This is a genomic window from Micromonospora sp. NPDC093243, assembly GCF_044753725.1.
Lineage (GTDB): Bacteria > Actinomycetota > Actinomycetes > Mycobacteriales > Micromonosporaceae > Micromonospora.
On record NZ_JBIVNT010000001.1, the window covers coordinates 295349 to 312216 of the forward strand.

General features: G+C 73.8%; 17 protein-coding genes and 1 riboswitch. Of the genes, 8 read left to right on the plus strand and 9 right to left on the minus strand.

All coding sequences use genetic code 11. The features are described from left to right. Positions 1-11: 11 nt before the first annotated feature. The 3 genes from ACIP9D_RS01425 to pdhA are packed head-to-tail and all read right to left on the minus strand — an operon-like array spanning position 12 to position 3597. Positions 12-1385: a dihydrolipoamide acetyltransferase family protein gene (locus tag ACIP9D_RS01425; RefSeq protein ID WP_350876274.1), complete on the minus strand. Its 1374-nt coding sequence runs from the start codon at positions 1383-1385 to the stop codon at positions 12-14. Continuing rightward, complete coding sequence (locus tag ACIP9D_RS01430) at positions 1382-2404, minus strand: alpha-ketoacid dehydrogenase subunit beta (RefSeq protein ID WP_350876480.1); 1023 nt, start codon at positions 2402-2404, stop codon at positions 1382-1384. The genes ACIP9D_RS01425 and ACIP9D_RS01430 overlap by 4 nt, the downstream gene beginning before the upstream one ends. Continuing rightward, on the minus strand, positions 2401-3597 hold the full coding sequence (pdhA, locus tag ACIP9D_RS01435; RefSeq protein WP_350876482.1) for a pyruvate dehydrogenase (acetyl-transferring) E1 component subunit alpha: 1197 nt from the start codon (positions 3595-3597) through the stop codon (positions 2401-2403). The genes ACIP9D_RS01430 and pdhA overlap by 4 nt, the downstream gene beginning before the upstream one ends. Before the next feature lie 72 nt (positions 3598-3669). Between pdhA and ACIP9D_RS01440 the strand changes: the two genes are divergently transcribed. Further along, on the plus strand, positions 3670-4176 hold the full coding sequence (locus ACIP9D_RS01440) for an Lrp/AsnC family transcriptional regulator (RefSeq protein WP_350876276.1): 507 nt from the start codon (positions 3670-3672) through the stop codon (positions 4174-4176). A gap of 13 nt (positions 4177-4189) precedes the next feature. Here the strand turns inward: ACIP9D_RS01440 and ACIP9D_RS01445 are convergent, their stop codons facing one another. Together ACIP9D_RS01445 and ACIP9D_RS01450 are read right to left on the minus strand one after the other, a co-directional pair. Beyond that, positions 4190-5161, minus strand: a complete 972-nt coding sequence (locus ACIP9D_RS01445; protein ID WP_350876278.1) for a DNA primase small subunit domain-containing protein — start codon at positions 5159-5161, stop codon at positions 4190-4192. Between the two features lie 110 nt (positions 5162-5271). Next, the gene (locus ACIP9D_RS01450) at positions 5272-5502 is read right to left on the minus strand and encodes a hypothetical protein (protein ID WP_350876280.1); all 231 of its coding nucleotides are present in this window, start codon (positions 5500-5502) and stop codon (positions 5272-5274) included. Positions 5503-5612: 110 nt separating this feature from the next. Between ACIP9D_RS01450 and ACIP9D_RS01455 the strand changes: the two genes are divergently transcribed. From ACIP9D_RS01455 to ACIP9D_RS01475, 5 genes are all read left to right on the plus strand, one after another. Next, positions 5613-5981, plus strand: coding sequence for an alpha/beta hydrolase (locus tag ACIP9D_RS01455; RefSeq protein WP_350876282.1), 369 nt, complete (start codon positions 5613-5615; stop codon positions 5979-5981). Positions 5982-6012: 31 nt separating this feature from the next. Then, entirely contained in the window at positions 6013-6744 is a 732-nt protein-coding gene (locus tag ACIP9D_RS01460) for a histidine phosphatase family protein (RefSeq protein WP_350876284.1), read from the plus strand. After that, positions 6728-7597 carry an NAD(P)H-hydrate dehydratase gene (locus ACIP9D_RS01465; RefSeq protein ID WP_350876285.1) on the plus strand — a complete coding sequence of 290 codons (870 nt, stop codon included), beginning with the start codon at positions 6728-6730 and terminating at the stop codon, positions 7595-7597. Before ACIP9D_RS01460 ends, ACIP9D_RS01465 begins: the two co-directional genes overlap by 17 nt. Before the next feature lie 146 nt (positions 7598-7743). After that, positions 7744-9207 carry a S8 family serine peptidase gene (locus ACIP9D_RS01470; RefSeq protein WP_350876287.1) on the plus strand — a complete coding sequence of 488 codons (1464 nt, stop codon included), beginning with the start codon at positions 7744-7746 and terminating at the stop codon, positions 9205-9207. 131 nt (positions 9208-9338) lie between these two features. Continuing rightward, positions 9339-9839, plus strand: coding sequence for a hemerythrin domain-containing protein (locus tag ACIP9D_RS01475; protein ID WP_350876289.1), 501 nt, complete (start codon positions 9339-9341; stop codon positions 9837-9839). 60 nt (positions 9840-9899) lie between these two features. Here the strand turns inward: ACIP9D_RS01475 and ACIP9D_RS01480 are convergent, their stop codons facing one another. Continuing rightward, positions 9900-10706: an SDR family NAD(P)-dependent oxidoreductase gene (locus ACIP9D_RS01480; RefSeq protein ID WP_350876291.1), complete on the minus strand. Its 807-nt coding sequence runs from the start codon at positions 10704-10706 to the stop codon at positions 9900-9902. Between the two features lie 153 nt (positions 10707-10859). Continuing rightward, positions 10860-10949, plus strand: a riboswitch (ZMP/ZTP riboswitch). 18 nt (positions 10950-10967) lie between these two features. Here ACIP9D_RS01480 and ACIP9D_RS01485 point away from each other — a divergent pair. Continuing rightward, entirely contained in the window at positions 10968-12407 is a 1440-nt protein-coding gene (locus ACIP9D_RS01485; protein ID WP_350876293.1) for a glycine hydroxymethyltransferase, read from the plus strand. A gap of 106 nt (positions 12408-12513) precedes the next feature. Here ACIP9D_RS01485 and ACIP9D_RS01490 read toward each other — a convergent pair whose 3' ends face one another. From ACIP9D_RS01490 to ACIP9D_RS01500, 3 genes are all read right to left on the minus strand, one after another. Next, a complete protein-coding gene (locus tag ACIP9D_RS01490; protein WP_350876295.1) occupies positions 12514-14181 on the minus strand; it encodes a ribulokinase in 1668 nt (555 codons plus the stop codon). 161 nt (positions 14182-14342) lie between these two features. Continuing rightward, positions 14343-14603, minus strand: coding sequence for a hypothetical protein (locus ACIP9D_RS01495; protein WP_350876297.1), 261 nt, complete (start codon positions 14601-14603; stop codon positions 14343-14345). A 96-nt stretch (positions 14604-14699) separates the two neighbouring features. Beyond that, positions 14700-15800, minus strand: coding sequence for an alpha-hydroxy acid oxidase (locus tag ACIP9D_RS01500; protein WP_350876484.1), 1101 nt, complete (start codon positions 15798-15800; stop codon positions 14700-14702). Positions 15801-15944: 144 nt separating this feature from the next. On the opposite strand from ACIP9D_RS01500, the gene ACIP9D_RS01505 reads away from it, so the two are divergent. Further along, on the plus strand, positions 15945-16862 hold the full coding sequence (locus tag ACIP9D_RS01505; protein ID WP_350876299.1) for an aminoglycoside phosphotransferase family protein: 918 nt from the start codon (positions 15945-15947) through the stop codon (positions 16860-16862). Positions 16863-16868: the final 6 nt, after the last annotated feature.

Genomic DNA, 16868 nt, shown 5'->3' on the forward strand with positions numbered 1-16868 from the left:
GTGCGCGGGTGTCAGACCGCCGCGATCAGCAGTGCCGGCTGCTCGACGCAGTCGGCGACGTGCCGCAGGAAGCCGCCCGCCACGCCACCGTCACAGACCCGGTGGTCGAAGGTGAGGCTGAGTTGGGCAACCTTGCGGACCGCGAGCTGCCCGTCGACCACCCACGGCTTCTCCACGATCCGCCCCACCCCGAGCAGCGCCGCCTCCGGGTGGTTGATGATCGGGGTGGAGCCGTCGACGCCGAACACGCCGTAGTTGTTCAGGGTGAACGTGCCCCCGGTGAGCCGCGCCGGCGCCAGGGTGCCGGCCCGCGCCGCCGCCGTGGTCTCGGCCAGCTCGGCGGCGAGCTCGGCGGTGGTGAGCCGCTGCGCGTCGCGCAGCACCGGCACGACCAGGCCGCGGTCGGTCTGCGCGGCGATGCCCAGGTGCACGCCGGCGGACTGGATGATCCGCTGCCCCTCGGTGTCCACCCGGGCGTTGAGCTGGGGATAGCGGCGCAACCCGGAGAGGCAGATCCGGGCGAGCAGGGCCAGGATGCTCACCGGCTGCTCCGGCCGGGCCGCGTTGATCGCGGCCCGGGTCTCCAGCAGACCGGTGGCGTCCACGTCGACCCAGATGGTCACCTCGGGGATCTCCCGCCGACTGCGGGAGAGCTTGTCGGCGATCGCCTTGCGGATACCGGTCAGCGGGATGACCAGGTCGTCGGCGCCGGTCGGGGCGGACGCCGGAGGCTCCGGCCGGTCCGGCACCGCGGCCAACCGGCCCGGTGCGCCGGCGGCGACGGCAGCCTCCACGTCGGCCCGGCGCACCACCCCGCCGGGGCCGCTGCCGGCCACGGTGGCCAGGTCCAGGCCGTGCTCGCGGGCCAGTCGTCGGACGATCGGCGAGATGACCAGCGGCGCCGGGCCCTTGACGGCGGTGCCGGCCACGGGCGCGACGGCGGCCACCGCGGGAACGGCGGGCGTCGGCGCGTCGGCCGGGTCGGGGGCGACCGCCAGCCGGGCGCGGCGTCGCCGCCGTCCCGGGCCGTGTCCGGTGCCGTACCCGATCAGCACGTTGCCCGAGCCGGCCCGCTCCTCCTCGCGGTAGGTGGCGTGCCCGGCGGGCTCCGGCGCGCCGCCGCCCGCCGGCGCGGCGTCGGCGTCCAGCGCCGCGACGGTGATCAGCGGCTGGCCGACCGGACGGGCCTCACCGGCCGCGCCGTGCAACGCCACCACCCGGCCGGCGTACGGGCAGGGCACGTCGACGACGGCCTTGGCGGTCTCCACCTCGACCACGCTCTGGTCGACGGTCACGATGTCGCCGACCGCCACCCGCCATTCGACGATCTCCGCCTCGGTCAGCCCTTCACCGAGGTCGGGCAGGAGGAAAACGTGCTCGGTCATGCCGCGCTGCCCTGGGTCGCGGGGAGCCAGCGCGGGTCGGGCCGGTCGTCCCACTGGAGCCGGGCGACCGCGTCCAGCACCCGGTCCACGCCGGGCAGGTGGGTGTGCTCCAGCATCGGCGCCGGGTACGGGATGTCCAGACCGGCGACTCGCAGCACCGGGGCGTGCAGGGCGTGGAAGCAGCGTTCCTGCACCCGCGCGGCGATCTCGGCGCCGACGCCGGCGAAGCCCGGCGCCTCCTGGATGACCACGCAGCGGCCGGTGCGGCGCACCGAAGCGGTGACGGTGGCGTCGTCGAACGGCACGATGGTGCGCACGTCCACCACCTCGAGGTCCCAGCCCTCGTCCCGGGCGGCCTCGGCGGCCTCCATCGCCACCGGCACCGCCGGCCCGTACGCGACCAGGGTGGCGTCCCGGCCGGGCCGGCGGACGACCGCCCGGCCGAACGGCTCGGTGCGCGCGGGCAGCTCGGTGTCTGCGCCGGAGAAGTAGAGCTTCTTCGGCTCCATGAAGACCACCGGGTCGGGGTCCGCGATCGCCTCGCGCAGCAGCGAGTACGCGTCGGCGACGGTGGCCGGGGTGACCACCTTCAGCCCCGGGGTGTGCGCGTAGTAGGCCTCGCTGGAGTCGCAGTGGTGCTCGACGCCGCCGATGCCACCGGCGTACGGCACCCGGATCACGATCGGCACGCTGAGCGCGCCGCGGGTCCGGTTGCGCAGCTTCGCCACGTGCGAGGCGATCTGCTCGAACGCCGGGTACGCGAACGCGTCGAACTGCATCTCGACCACCGGCCGCAGCCCGGACATGGCCAGCCCGACGGCGAAGCCGACGATGCCCGCCTCCGCGAGGGGGGTGTCGAAGCAGCGCTTGTCGCCGAACCGGGCCTGCAGCCCGTCGGTGATCCGGAAGACGCCGCCGAGCGCCCCGACGTCCTCGCCGAAGACGACCACCCGCTCGTCGTCGGCCATCGCGTCGGCCAGCGCCGCGTTGAGCGCCTTCGCCATGGTGGTGGCCATCAGGCGTTCCCCTCCTGCTCGGCCGCGGCCAGCTCGGCGCGGACCTGCTCGCGCTGCTCGACCAGCTGTGGGGTCGGCTCGGCGTAGACGTGGTCGAAGAGGCTGAGCGGGTCGACGGTGGGCTGGGCGTTCATCCGGACCCGCAGGTCGGCGGCGTTCGCCTCGGCCTCCTCGGCGATCGCGGCGACGGCGTCGTCGTCGATCACCCCCTGATCGCGCAGGTACGTCTCCAGCCGGGCGATCGGATCCCGGTCGCGCCAGGCCTCGACCTCGGCGCCGTCGCGGTAGCGGGTCTGGTCGTCGGCGTTGGTGTGCGGTTCCATCCGGTAGGTGTGCGCCTCGACCAGGAACGGCCCGTTGCCGGCCCGGGCGTGCGCCACCGCGCGGGTGAGCACCGCGAGCACCGCCACCGGGTCGTTTCCGTCGACCTGCTCGCTGGGCACCCCGTAGCCGACGCCCTTGTACGCCAGCGACGGCGCGGCGGTCTGGCGGGACAGCGGGACGCTGATCGCGTACCGGTTGTTCTGGACGAAGAAGACCACCGGCGCCTTGAACACGGCGGCGAAGTTGATTCCCTCGTGGAAGTCACCCTCGCTGGTCGCGCCGTCGCCGATGAAGGCCAGCGCGACGGTGTCCCGCCCCTGGTGGGCCTCGCCGTAGGCCAGGCCGGCGGCGTGCACGCACTGGGTGGCCAGCGGCGTGCACTGCGGCGCGGTGTGCCGGGCCGCCGGGTCGTACCCGCAGTGCCAGTCGCCGCGCAGCAGGGTCAGCACCTCGACCGAATCGATGCCCCGGGCGACCAGCGCCATCGACTCGCGGTAGGTCGGGAAGACCCAGTCGCTGTCGCGCACGGCGAGCACGGCACCGACCTGGCAGGCCTCCTGCCCCCGGGAGGACGGGTAGACCGCGAGCCGGCCCTGCTTGGTCAGCGCCGTCGACTGGGCGTCGAAGCGGCGGCCGACAACCATTCGGCGGTACAGCTCGCGCAGCACGTCGGCCGGCGGCTGCGGATAGTCGGTACGGGCGGGCAGCGGGGTGCCGGCCGGGTCGAGCAGGCGCACCGGTTCCGCTTCCGGCAGCAGCGAGCGCGCCGGATCGGCCGGGGTGGCCGGCCGTCGGGTGCGCGGGGATGCCCTGCGGACCGCCTGGGGTGTGGTCGTCACGGCGGGGACCTCCTGGACGTGTGGTGGGCCTATGCTCCTGCTGTCGGATGATTGACTCAAGATCCACCGCAAACGCGGGACGGATGGCAGGCAGGAGGCGCTTCAGTGAGCCAGGAGACCGGGCCGGAGGCGACGCCGGCGGCAGCGCCGGGACGATCGGCCCGGGCGCTGGACGAGGTGGACCGGCGGATCCTCGACGAGCTGGTCCGGGACGGCCGCACCTCGGTGCGCACCCTGGCCGAGCGCATCCACATCTCGCGCACGAACGCGTACGCCCGCTTGGAGCGGCTGCTGCGTGACGGGGTGATCACCGGCTTCCGGGCCCAGGTCGCGCCGGAACCGGCCGGGCTGGGCACCTCGGCGTACATCGCGCTGACCATCGAGCAGAACACCTGGCGGGAGGTCTCCGCGCAGCTGGCCCAGGTGCGCTACATCGAGCACGCCGCGCTGCTCGGCGGCGACCACGACGTGCTGGCGCTGGTCCGGGCGCCGGACAACGCGGCCCTGCGCGACGTGGTGCTCGGCCGGGTCCAGAGCATCCCGGGCGTGCTCTCCACCCGCACCTGGCTGGTCTTCGAGGAGTTCGACGGGGCCCGCAGCCCCTGGCCGTGACGTCGCCGGGCGCTCACCGCTCGGGTGGCGCCTCCAGCCCCTCCCGGTCGGCCAGCTCCAGCAACGGCTCCAGCGAGAAGCGCCGCTCGTCCAGGCCGGCGTGCGGGTCGCCGCGCTCGGCGAACCGGGCCGGCAGCGAGACCACGTCGAAATCCTCCGGCCGGACGTCGTCCAGCTCGGCCCAGTCCAGCGGCGCGGAGACCAGCGCCCGGGGCGTCGGCCGGATGGAGTAGGCCGAGGCCATGGTGTGGTCGCGGGACATCTGGTTGTAGTCCACGAAGACCGGCCGGTCCCGCTGCTCCCGCCACCAGGTGGTGGTGACCAGCTCGGGCAGCCGCCGCTGCATCTCGCGGCCCAGCGCGAGCACCGCCCGCCGGCAGTCGCCGAAGCCCCACCTCGGCTCGATGGAGAGGTAGATGTGCAGTCCTCGCCCACCGGTGGTCTTCGGGTAGCCGGTCAGGCCCAGCTCGGCGAGGAACGCGCGCACCTCCCGGGCCACCGGCACCACCTGGTCGAAGCCGACGCCCGGCATCGGGTCCAGGTCGATCCGGAGCTGGTCGGGGCGCTCCACGTCGCTCGCGGAGACCGGCCACGGGTGAAAGCGCAGTGTGCCGAGGTTGGCCGCCCAGATCACCACGGCCAGCTCGCTCGGTGCCACCTCGTCGGCGGTGCGGCCGCTGGGGAAGGTGATGTGCGCGGTGCGCACCCACTCGGGCGCGCCCGCGGGCAGCCGCTTCTGGTAGAAGGCGTCGCCGCGGTTGTCCTGCCGGGTGCCGATCTTCGCGCCCTCGAACACCCCGCGCGGCCAGCGCTCCAGCATGGTCGGCCGGTCCCGCAACGCGCGCAGGATGCCGTCACCCACGGCCAGGAAATAGCGGACGACGTCGAGCTTGGTCAGCCCGCGCTCGGGAAAGTAGGGCTTGTCCGGGCTGGAGACCCGGACGACCCGCTCCCCGACCTGGATCTCCTCGGCCGCCGTCGCCACGTTTCACACCGTAGCGGCCGGCGAGCCGCGGCGTGGGTACCGCCACGGCCGGCCGAGACGGCCACCGGGCATTCCCGACCGATCGACCGACCATGGCCGCCCTTACCGCCTCAGCGCTGTTCCTGCTGCATGCGGGCCATCAGCATCTGCTTGCCCTGGTCGCCCGCCTTCCGACTGTTCTCCTGGATCTTGCGGAACCAGCTGGCGAGTTCGCTGTCGCCGCGCTGCTCGGCGTCGGCGATGTACGAATCCATCCGGTAGACCTGCTCCAACGACATCTGCAACATCCGGATGAGGTCGTAGTTCTTGTCCTTCAGTGGGCTCTTCTGTTCCTTGGTCATGGTCGCCACGGCGTACCTCCCCTGTCGGTTCTCGTGGACCCGGCGCTTACCCGAGCCGCCCGGGTTCACGCTCGCCGCGCGCGGCCGGCCGGCGCGGTTAGGCTCGGCGCATGCCCCGCTCCGCACCGGTGGACGGCTTCCAACTCGGCTACGACCGTTCCGGTCAAGGTCCGGCCGTGCTGCTGCTGCACGGCTGGCCCGGCGACCGCACCGACTACCGGGCGGTGACGCCGCTGCTGTCGTCCGTCGCCGACGTGGTCGTGCCCGCCGAGCGGGCCCCCGATCCGGCCGAGCGGATCGAGGCGCCCACCACCGTGCTCTGGCCCGGGCACGACCCGCTCTTTCCCGGGGAGTGGTCCGACCGGCTGGCGGAGTTCTTCGTCGACGCCCACGTCGAGTCGCTGCCCGACGTCGGGCATTTCACGCCGGTGGAGGCGCCGGAGCGCTTCGCCGCCGCCGTCCGCGCCGCGCTGGGTTAGCCCGGGGCGACCGTCGGGTACCGGGTGCCGCATGGCGGAACTGGCAGCGCTCTGGATCGTCCGGCACGGGGAGAGCACGGCGAACGTCGCCGCGACGCGGGCCGAGTCCAGCGGCGCGGAACTGATCGGTGTGACCCACCGGGACGCCGACGTGCCGCTCTCGGAGACCGGGGAGGAGCAGGCCCGGGCCACCGGGCGGTGGCTCGCCGGGCTGCCGCCGGAGCGACGCCCGGACGTGGCGGTGGTCTCGCCGTACCTGCGGGCGCTGCGCACCGCCGAGCTGGCGCTGGCCGGCACCCGGGTCCCGTGCAGCCGCGACGAGCGGCTGCGCGACCGGGAGCTGGGCATCCTCGACGGCCTCACCCCGCACGGTGTGGTCGCCCGCTTTCCGGACGAGGCGAAGCGGCGCAACCGGCTGGGCAAGTTCTACTACCGGCCGCCCGGTGGGGAGTCCTGGACGGACGTCGCGCTGCGCCTGCGCGCGCTCCTCGGTGACCTGCGCCGCGACCACGAGGGCCAGCGGGTGTTGCTCTTCGGCCACGACGCGCTGGTCTTCCTGGTCCGTTACCTGGTGGAGGGGCTGACCGAGGAGGAGCTGATGGCGCTGACCCGGCAGTACGTGATCGCCAACTGTTCGGTCACCGGCTGGTCCGCAGACGAGTCCGGTCGGTTGACGTTGCGCGATTTCAACGACGTCGGCCACCTGCGACGCCAGGGGGCCCGGCCGACCAGGGAGGACGAGGTCCATGCCGAACCGGTCTGACCCGCTGGTGATCACGCCGGCGCTGCTGCGCGACTGGGCGTTGCCGGTACCGTCCGGGGGCAAGGAGGCCCGGGGCACGGTGCTGGTGGTCGGTGGGTCCCGGTTCACTCCCGGCGCGGTCCTGCTGGCCGGCGTCGCCGCGCTGCGGGCCGGCGCCGGCGTGCTGCAACTGGCCGCCGCCGAGTCGACCGCCGCCGCGCTCAGCATCCAGGTGCCCGAGGCGCTGGTGGTGGGCCTGCCCGAGACCAGCGACGGCGCGCTGGCCGGACGGCCGGACGACCAGCTCAGCGAGCTGGTGGCGGCGGCGGACGTGGTGGCCGTCGGCCCGGGGCTGCGGGGCATCGAGGAGACCCGCCAACTGCTGCACGTCGTGCTCGACGCGGCCGGACCGCGGACTCCGCTGGTGCTCGACGCGTACGCCCTGGGCGCGCTGAGCCACTCACCGGAGCTGCTGGTCGGCTCCGGCCGGCCGGTGGTGCTCACCCCCAACATCACCGAGGCCCAGCACCTGCTCGACCGGGAGCCGGGTGACGACCTGGACGCCGAGGCGGCCGAGCTGGCCGCACGGTACGACGCGGTGGTCTCCCTCTACGGGCACATCGCGACGCCGGACGGGCGGAGCTGGCGGGAGGAGAGCGGCGACGCCGGGCTGGGCACCTCCGGCAGCGGCGATGTGCGTTCCGGGCTGCTCGCCGGGCTGCTCTCGCGCGGCGCCGATCCGGCGCAGGCCGCCTGCTGGGCGGCGTTCGCCCACGCGGTCAGCGGTCAGCGTCTCGTCCCGCAGTACGGCCGGATCGGGTTCCTGGCCCGGGAACTGCTCGACGAGATCCCGCACACCATCGCCACCGTCTGACGCCATTTGTCCTGCGGGCGCAGGTGTGTGTAACGCCACATCGACCCTGCGACGCTGTTGCACCGGAGGCGGCATCCCGTCCGCCTCCCGCCGGTGCCGCACCGCTGGGGCGCGGCACCGGCGGCGAACGGCCCCTGGGAGTCTGTGTGAAGTTGATCCGTCGCAAGACACTCGCCGCCGCGTCCACACTGACGCTCGGCATCGGTCTCGCCGTGACCGCGGGGGTGGCGCCGTCGGCGTCGGCCGCCGGCGCGGAGAACACCTTCCTGGTCCTCGCGCCGCAGGGCGCCGGGACGGAGCGGGCGGCGGCTCGGGTGGCCGCCGCCGAGGGCAGCGTGGTGGCCAGCTACGACCAGATCGGCGTGCTCGTCGTCCGCTCCACGAACCCCGCCTTCGCCACCGCGGTGGCCGGCGCCGGAGTCGAGTCGGTCGCCGCCACCACCGGCCTGGGCACCGCGCTCGACGAGGGCGAGACCGTGCAGGTCGCCGCGGCCGACGCCACGAACGTCACCGCGGACCCGACCGGGGAACCCCTCTTCGGCCAGCAGTGGGACATGCCGATGATCGGTGTCCCGCAGGCGCACGCCATCAACGCCGGCAGCCCCGACGTGCTGGTGGGCGTGCTGGACAGCGGCATCTCCAGCAGCCACCCCGACCTGGCGAGCCAGATCGCCAAGGACAAGAGCACGTCCTGCGTCGGCGGGGTCACCGACACCACCGAGGCGGCCTGGAACCCGACCACCTCCGACCACGGCACCCACGTGGCCGGCACCATCGCCGCCGCCGTCAACGGCGTCGGCGTGACCGGCGTCGCTCCGGGCGTCAAGGTGGCCGCCGTCAAGGTGGTCAACGACGACGGCTACATCTTCCCGGAGGCGGCAGTCTGCGGCTTCGTCTGGGCCGCCGAGCACGGCATGCAGGTGACGAACAACAGCTACTTCATCGACCCGTGGGAGTTCAACTGCCGCAACGACGCGCGTCAGCGCCCGGTGTGGCAGGCCGTGCAGCGGGCCATCCGCTACTCGCAGAGCAAGGGCGTGCTGAACATCGCGTCCGCCGGTAACTCCAACGTCGACCTGGCTCACAAGTTCGTCGACGCGGGCAGCCCGAACAACGGCACCCCCGAGGTCCGGGAGATCAACAACGCCTGCGTCGACCTGCCGGCCGAGTCGCCGGGTGTGCTGACCGTCTCGGCGGTCGCACCGACCGGAAAGAAGAGCTACTACTCCTCCTACGGCCTCGGCGTCGTGGACGTCACCGCTCCCGGTGGTGACAGCCGCTTCCGTACCGGAGGCGTCAGCCCGACCACGACCGACCAGATCCTGTCGACCACCTTCAACACGGCGACGCGGACCAACGGCTGGGGTTGGAAGCAGGGCACCTCGATGGCCAGCCCGCACGCCACCGGCGTCGCGGCCCTGGCGCTGTCGGCCCACCCGGGCATGACGCCGGGGCAGCTGGCCTCCTTCCTCGAGCGGACGGCGGAGGCGCTGCCGTGCGAGGAGGGCGTCTGGGAGCCGCGGCCCGGCTTCCCGGCCACCTGCAGCGGGGGCAAGCGCAACTCGTTCTACGGGGCGGGCATGGTCAGCGCGTACAACGTGGTGAAGTGACCACATCGCACGGATGACGGTGGGGCCCGGCGCGCAGGCGCCGGGCCCCACCCCGTTCGAGGGACAGTTGTTTCCGCAGTTCAGTCCCGGGGTACCGGACGATCACCTGACACAGTCGAGGAGGTCCGCCGGTGTCCACTGATGCCATCGTCCTGCTGAAAGAGGACCACAAGGAGATGCGCCGCCTGTTCAAGGCCTTCCAGGATGCCGAGGAGGGCCCCGCGAGCCAGCGGGGCAAGCTGGTGGGGCAGATCGTGGAGGCGCTCACGGTGCACACCTACCTGGAGAACGAGGTGATGTACCCGGAGGTCCGCAAGCTCCTGCCCGACCTGGAGGACGACATCCTCGAGTCGTACGAGGAGCACCACGTGGCGGACGTGCTCTGCGCCGAGCTGCACGCCATGACGGCGGAGGACGAGCACTTCAACGCCAAGACCACGGTGCTGATCGAGAACGTCCTGCACCACGTCGAGGAGGAGGAGCAGGAGTGGTTCCCCAAGGTGCGTGAGGCGCTCGGCCGCAAGCAGCTCCAGGAGATCGGCGAGCGGATGATCGCGCTGCGGGCCGACGCGCCGCGCAAGCCGACCGACCCGAAGGCGATCAAGAAGTCGGTGGACGCGGTCACCGCCTGACAGCCCCGAAGACGTGGACGGGCCCGGCATCGCCGGGCCCGTCTTGCGTGTGCCGCAGGTTCAGTCGGCCGAGCCGGGCTCGGCCATCTTCCGGTGCTGCTCGGACTTGAGCTTGTCCGGAACGATCTTGCCGACCGCGGTCTGCACCTTGTTCATCAGCGAGCCGGCCGTCACCGTCTGATCGCCCTTCATCAACGCCGCGAAGCCCTGCTCGGCCACCGTCCGCGGGTCGTCCTTACGGCCGGCGCCCACCCGGGTGTCCTGCATCTGGGCCCGTTCGAAGAACTCGGTGTCGGTCGGGCCGGGCATCAGGGAGGTCACCGTGACACCGGTCTCCTTCAGCTCGTTGCGCAGCGCCTCGGCGAAGGACTGCACGAACGACTTCGAGGCGTTGTAGACCGCCTGGAACGGCCCCGGCATCGTCGAGGCGATCGAGGAGGTGAGCAGCACCCGGCCGGCCCCCCGCTGCACCATGCCGGGCAGGATCCGCTTGGCGAGGTGCACCGTCGAGCGCACGTTCAGGTCGACGATGTTCAACTCGTCGGCCAGGTCGGTGCCGCCGACGAACGCGCCCCCGGCGCCCCGGCCGGCGTTGAGCGCCAGCGCGGCGACCGGGCGCCCGGTCGCCGCCACCGCCGCGGCCAACTCCTCCACCCCCTCGTGCCGCGCGAGGTCGACGCGGACCGGCTGGACCCGAGGGCCGCCGTCGCGCCGCAGCCGCGCCGCGGCCGACTCGATGCCGTCGTCCTCGGCGGCGATGACCAGGTCGAATCCGTGCTCGGCGAACTGGACTGCCAGTTCGTACCCGATGCCGCTGGACGCCCCGGTCACCACGGCGAGCGGCCGGTCGCTGCTCGGTGTGGTCATGGTCGTGCTCCTTCCCGCGAGTACCGGCCGCGTCCGCACCGGATCACGGCCGTCCGGATACGTGTGCCCCGCCACGGCGCGCCCAACCACCCGGGCCGTGGCCGACTCGCGGCCGAGGTCGGCCTGGCCGGCCCCGGCCGACCCGGTAGGATCGGCGCGGGCCGTGACTGGCGCGTGGGGATGGGGAACCATCGGGGAGCGGCCCCGTCATGAGGACGCATGCCGAGCGCCTGGGCCTTCCGTACGCCAGTTGGAGGTCGCATGCCGTCGCCGAACGCCGAATCCACCGCCTTCCGCAGCGCGCTCGAGGTGATCCGTGCCGTCGAGCCCCGGGTGGCCGACGCGATCACCGCCGAGCTGGGTGACCAGCGCGAGTCGCTGAAGCTGATCGCCAGCGAGAACTACGCCTCCCCGGCCACCCTGCTCGCCATGGGCAACTGGTTCAGCGACAAGTACGCCGAGGGCACGGTGGGCCGCCGCTTCTACGCCGGCTGCCAGAACGTCGACACGGTCGAGGCGCTCGCCGCCGAACACGCCCGGGAGCTGTTCGGCGCGGCGCACGCGTACGTGCAGCCGCACTCCGGCATCGACGCCAACCTGGTCGCGTTCTGGGCCGTGCTGGCCGACCGGGTGGAATCCCCGGCGCTGAAGAAGGCCCAGGTCCGCCAGGTCAACGACCTCACCGAGGCGGACTGGTTCGCGCTGCGCCGGGAGCTGGGCAACCAGCGGATGCTCGGCATGTCGCTCGACGCCGGCGGGCACCTCACCCACGGTTTCCGGCCGAACATCTCCGGCAAGATGTTCGACCAGCGCAGCTACGGCACCGACCCGGCGACCGGTTTGATCGACTACGACAAGGTCGCGGAGATCGCCCGGGAGTTCAAGCCGCTGATCCTGGTCGGTGGCTACTCGGCCTACCCGCGGAAGGTCAACTTCCGGATCCTGCGGGAGATCGCCGACTCGGTGGGCGCCACCTTCATGGTGGACATGGCGCACTTCGCCGGGCTGGTCGCCGGCAAGGTCTTCACCGGCGACTTCGACCCGGTGCCCCACGCGCACATCGTCACCACCACCACGCACAAGTCGCTGCGCGGCCCGCGCGGTGGCATGGTGCTCTGCCAGCCGGAGCTGGCCGACCAGGTCGACCGGGGCTGCCCGATGGTGCTCGGCGGCCCGCTGCCGCACGTGATGGCCGCGAAGGCCGTCGCGCTCGCCGAGGCCCGCCGCCCGGACTTCGCCGACTACGCCCAGCGGATCGTGGCGAACGCCCAGGCGCTCGCCGAGGGGCTGCTGAGCCGCGGCGCCAACCTGGTCACCGGCGGCACCGACAACCACCTGGCGATCATCGACGTCACCTCGTACGAGCTGACCGGCCGGCAGGCGGAGCAGGCGCTGCTCGACGCGGGCATCGTCACCAACCGCAACTCGGTGCCGCAGGACCCGAACGGCGCCTGGTACACCTCCGGCATCCGGATCGGCACCCCGGCGCTGACCACCCGGGGGCTCGGCGCGGCCGAGATGGACCAGACCGCCGAGCTGATCCACACCGTGCTCAGCCAGACGAAGCCCGGCGCCAACGCCGACGGCACCGCGTCGAAGGCCAAGTACGTGCTCGACCCGGCCATCGCCGACAAGGTCAGCCGCCAGGCCAGCGAGCTGCTGACCGGCTTCCCCCTCTACCCCGCCGTCGACCTCACCTGACGCCCGACCCCCGCTTGTCGATCATGCAGTTGTGGTGCCCGGATGGTCCCGCTTCGCGGAGTGCGTCCCCCACCACAACTGCTTGATCGGCGGGAGCCACCGCTGGTCAGGGGGTTAGGGCGCGGTTGCGGAGGGCGCGCAGGCGGTGCAGGACGTCGCTGCCGCCGCGGCCGAAGTGGTCGTGCAGGCGGCGGTACTCGGCGTACAGCTCGTCGTAGGCGGCGGCCCGGGCCGGGTCGGGGTGCCAGGTCTCGCGCCGGTGGGCGCCCATCGCGGCCGAGGCGGCCGGCACGTCCGGGTACGCCCCGGCGGCCGCCGCCGCGTGGATCGCCGCGCCCAGCGCCGCCGGGTGCGCCGAGTCGAGCACGTGCAGCGGGCGGTTCAGCACGTCGGCGTAGATCCGCAGCAGCAGCCGGTTACCGGTGAGGCCACCGGCGGCGGTCAGCTCGTCGACCTCGACCCCGGCCGCGGTGAACGCCTCGACCACGGTCCGCGCGCCGAAGGCGGTGGCCTCCAGCAGCGCCCGCCAGATTTCCTCCGGGCGGGTGGCCAGGGTCAGCCCGAGCAGCACCCCGCTCAGCTCGTGGTCCATCAGCACCGAGCGGTTGCCGCTCTGCCAGTCCAGGGCGAGCAATCCGTGCCCGCCCACCGGCTGGTCGGCGGCGAGCCGGTCGAGCAACTGGTAGGGACTCTCGCCACGGCGCTGCGCCTCGGCGGCGTACCCGGCGGGCAGCGCGTGCGTCACGTACCAGGCGAAGATGTCCCCCACCCCGCTCTGCCCGGCCTCGTAGCCCCAACTGCCCGCGGTGACCCCGCCCTCGACGGCGCCGCAGACCCCGGGTACCTCGTGGTACCGCTCCGCGTTCATGATCAGACAGGTGGACGTGCCGAGCACCGCGAGCATCCGGCCCGGCGCGACCGAGCGGGCCGCCGCCGCGGTGACGTGCGCGTCGATCGCGCCGACCGCGACCGGGATGCCCGGCGGCAGGCCGGTCCACCGGGCCGCCTCGGCGGTGAGCCCACCGGCCCGGGCGCCCAGCGGCGCGAGCGGCCCGTCGACCCGGTCCAGCAGCCCGTCCAGCCGTGGGTGCAGCGCGCGGAGGAAGTCCGCGGACGGGTAGCTGCCGTCCTGGCGCAGTCCCTTGTAGCCGGCGGCGGAGACGTTGCGGGTCTCCCGGCCGCAGAGCTGCCAGACGATCCAGTCGGTCGTCTCGATCCAGCGCTGCGCCCGGTCGAAGAGCTCCGGGTCCTCCTCCAGCAGCTCCAACGCCTTGGCCAGCTGCCACTCGGCGGAGACCCGCCCGCCGTAGCGGGCCAGCCAGCTCTCGCCGCGTTCGGCGGCGAGGGCGTTGATCCGGTCCGCCTGCCGCTGCGCCGCGTGATGCTTCCACAGCTTCGGGTACGCGTGCGGCCGCCCGCGCAGCCCGGGCAGCTCACAGAGCGGGGTGCCGTCGGCCAGGGTGGGCAGCACGGTGCAGGAGGTGGCGTCGACGCCGATGCCCAACGCGTCCCGCGGGCGTACGCCGGCGGCCCGCAGCGCCGCGGGAACCGCCACCCGCAGCACCTCGCGATGATCCGCCGGGTCCTGCAGGGCCCACTCCGGGGGCAGCGGCGTCCCGTCGGGCAGCCGGCCGGTGATCACCCCGTGCCGGTAGGGGTGCACCGCCGCGCCCAGTTCGGCGCCGTCGGCCACGTCGACCACCACGGCTCGGCCGGAGAGCGTGCCGAAGTCCACCCCGACCACGTACCGGCGCCCGGCTGCGGGCTCACCCACCGCTGCTCCTCCTCCCGCCGCCGCTGGACGCGCGCGGCGGGAGGAAACGCTAGCAACACTGCGGGGTGAACGGCAGCCGGCCGGTGGTGAGCCGGGGGGTTACCGCTACGCGCCCCGGGCGACCGGCTGGGCCACCGGAGGCGGACGGTTGAGCGGCCGGCTCAGGCGATCGGGCGCTTCAGGTGGTAGCGGTGCACCTCGGTGCTGCCCTGCACGTTGTTGACGTCCTCGGCGGCGGAGACCAGTTCCCAGCCGTCCCGGCCGACCCGGTTGAGGTGCGCGATCGCGGTGTCGCCGTACGCGGTGATGTCCTTACGGGACCCGTCGGGGGCGTACCAGACGAACGAGACGTGGAAATTGCGGCCCTGCCCCTGATAGCGGCGGACCAGCAAGGCGTACTCCCAGGCAACCATGGGGCCCATTATGACCGTCCATCCAGGACGCCGAAACGGCGGCGGTCGCGCTTTGCCACCCGGTGAACGCGCTGTGTCAACCCGTCGTGACGGTGACCGGCTCGGTCAGCCCGACGCGACGGTGCGTAGCTGTCCGGCGGCCGCCGAGTCGGGGCACCCGGCCAGGGCCAGCGCGTCGCGCAGCTCGGTGGCGAGCAGGTCCAGCGCCGCCTCGGCGGCGGGCCGCCCACCGGCGGCCAGCGCCCAGAGCAGCGGCCGGCCGACCAGCACACCGGCGGCGCCGAGCGCCAGCGCCCGCAGCACGTCGGTGCCGCCACGCACGCCGCTGTCCAGCAGCACCTCGCACCGGTCGCCGACCGCGTCGACGACCTCGGGCAGCATGGTGACGCTGGCCGGCGCGCCGTCGAGCTGACGGCCGCCGTGGTTGGAGACCACCACCGCGTCCGCGCCGACCCGTACGGCGTCTTGCGCGTCCCGCGGGTCGAGCACGCCCTTGACCACCAGCGGCAGGTCGATCCGCTCCCGCAGCCAGGCCAGGTCGGCCCAGCTCAGCGCCGGGGCGAAGGCCGCACCGGGGCGCGCTCGCAGCTGGGACACCCCGGGGGTGCCGCCGTGCGCCAGGTCGTCCCGCCCGTTGGGCAGGTTCGCGGCGGCCACCTGCGCCGGGAGCCGGAACGCGTTGCGCAGGTCCCGCAGGCGCCGGCCCAGCACCGGCACGTCCACGGTCACCACCAACGCCTGGCAGCCGGCGTCCCGCACCCGGGCCAGCAGGTCCAGCACGAGCCCCTTGTCGCGCAGCCAGTAGAGCTGGAACCAGACCGGGGCGCCGGTCGCCGCCACCTCCTCGATCGGGGTGCTGCCCAGCGTGCTGGCCAGGTACGGCACGCCCGCCGCGCCGGCCGCCGCGGCCAGCGCCAGTTCCCCGTCGGGATGCACCAGCCGCTGGTAGGCCATCGGCGCCACCCCGACCGGCATCGCGTACCGGTGCCCGAGCAGCCGGGCGGTCAGGTCCGGAACCTCCACCCCGCGCAGCACCCGGGGCAGCACCGCGACCCGGTCCAGGGCGGCGCGGTTGGCGCCCAGGGTGACCTCGGCGCCGCTGCCACCCTCGATGTAGTCCCAGACGTCCGGCGGGAGCACCGCCCGGGCCCGCTCGGCGTAGTCGGCCAGGCAGGCCGGCGGCGCGTCGGCCGGCAGGTCGGTCACGTTCGGCTCAGCCCGTTGCTCGACGTCCACACCCGCCATCCTTCCCACGCCGCCCCACCACGGGCAACGTCCCGCGGTGTCGGGGCCGCGGCCCGGTGCGGAAACGGGTTGCGTGGATGGCGCCGGCCAACCAGCCTCGGACGGATGGACCAGGACCGGACGGCACCGCCCACTCGTGTCGCGCTGCGCGACCGCATCGACGTGTCGCTGGTACGCCGGCTCGTCGCCGCGCAGTTCCCCCGCTGGGCCGGCCTGCCGGTGCGCCCGGTCGAGGAGGGCGGCTGGGACAACCGCACCTTCCACCTGGGTGACGCGATGACCGTGCGGCTGCCCAGCGACGAGGGGTACGCGCTCCAGGTGGCCAAGGAGCAGCGGTGGCTGCCGGTGCTCGGGCCGCGACTGCCGCTCGACGTGCCCACCCCGCTGGCTCAGGGCGAGCCGGCTGCGGACTACCCCTACCCGTGGTCGGTCTACCGGTGGATCGACGGGCGCACCGCCCGGCGGGACCGGATCGCCGACCTCACCGAGTTCGCCACCACCCTGGCCGGCTTTCTCGCCGCGCTCCAGCGGGTCGAGCCCGGTGGCGGGCCGGCGGCCGGCGCGCACAGCGCCTGGCGCGGCGCCCCGCTGAGCACGTACGACGAGGACACCCGGCGGGCGATCGACCGGCTGGGTGGGCGGATTCCGGTCGAGACGGTCAACGCGATCTGGGCCGAGGCCCTCGACGCGACCTGGGCCGGGCCGCCGGTCTGGTTCCACGGCGACGTCGCGTACGGCAACCTGCTGGTGCGCGACGGGCGGCTCGCCTCGGTGATCGACTTCGGCTGCTGCGGGGTCGGCGACCCCGCCTGCGACGTGGTCATCGCCTGGACGCTGCTCGACGACGGCAGCCGGGCGGTGTTCCGCGACGCGCTCGCCGTCGACGCGGCGACCTGGGCGCGCGGTCGGGGTTGGGCGCTGTGGAAGGCGCTGATCAACCTGGACAACGCCGACCCGGCGCGGACGGCCGAGGCGCGGCACGCCCTGGGCCAGGTGCTCGCCGAGTGGACGGCGTCCCGCTGACGCCGC

Coding starts and splice junctions, on each gene's coding strand:
- ACIP9D_RS01455 (WP_350876282.1), top strand. CDS start 5,613: ATGCCCCGCTCCGCACCGGTGGACGGCTTCCAACTCGGCTACGACCGT.
- ACIP9D_RS01485 (WP_350876293.1), top strand. CDS start 10,968: ATGCCGTCGCCGAACGCCGAATCCACCGCCTTCCGCAGCGCGCTCGAG.
- ACIP9D_RS01480 (WP_350876291.1), bottom strand. CDS start 10,706: ATGACCACACCGAGCAGCGACCGGCCGCTCGCCGTGGTGACCGGGGCG.
- ACIP9D_RS01460 (WP_350876284.1), top strand. CDS start 6,013: ATGGCGGAACTGGCAGCGCTCTGGATCGTCCGGCACGGGGAGAGCACG.
- ACIP9D_RS01465 (WP_350876285.1), top strand. CDS start 6,728: ATGCCGAACCGGTCTGACCCGCTGGTGATCACGCCGGCGCTGCTGCGC.
- ACIP9D_RS01450 (WP_350876280.1), bottom strand. CDS start 5,502: ATGACCAAGGAACAGAAGAGCCCACTGAAGGACAAGAACTACGACCTC.
- ACIP9D_RS01425 (WP_350876274.1), bottom strand. CDS start 1,385: ATGACCGAGCACGTTTTCCTCCTGCCCGACCTCGGTGAAGGGCTGACC.
- ACIP9D_RS01495 (WP_350876297.1), bottom strand. CDS start 14,603: ATGGGCCCCATGGTTGCCTGGGAGTACGCCTTGCTGGTCCGCCGCTAT.
- ACIP9D_RS01505 (WP_350876299.1), top strand. CDS start 15,945: ATGGACCAGGACCGGACGGCACCGCCCACTCGTGTCGCGCTGCGCGAC.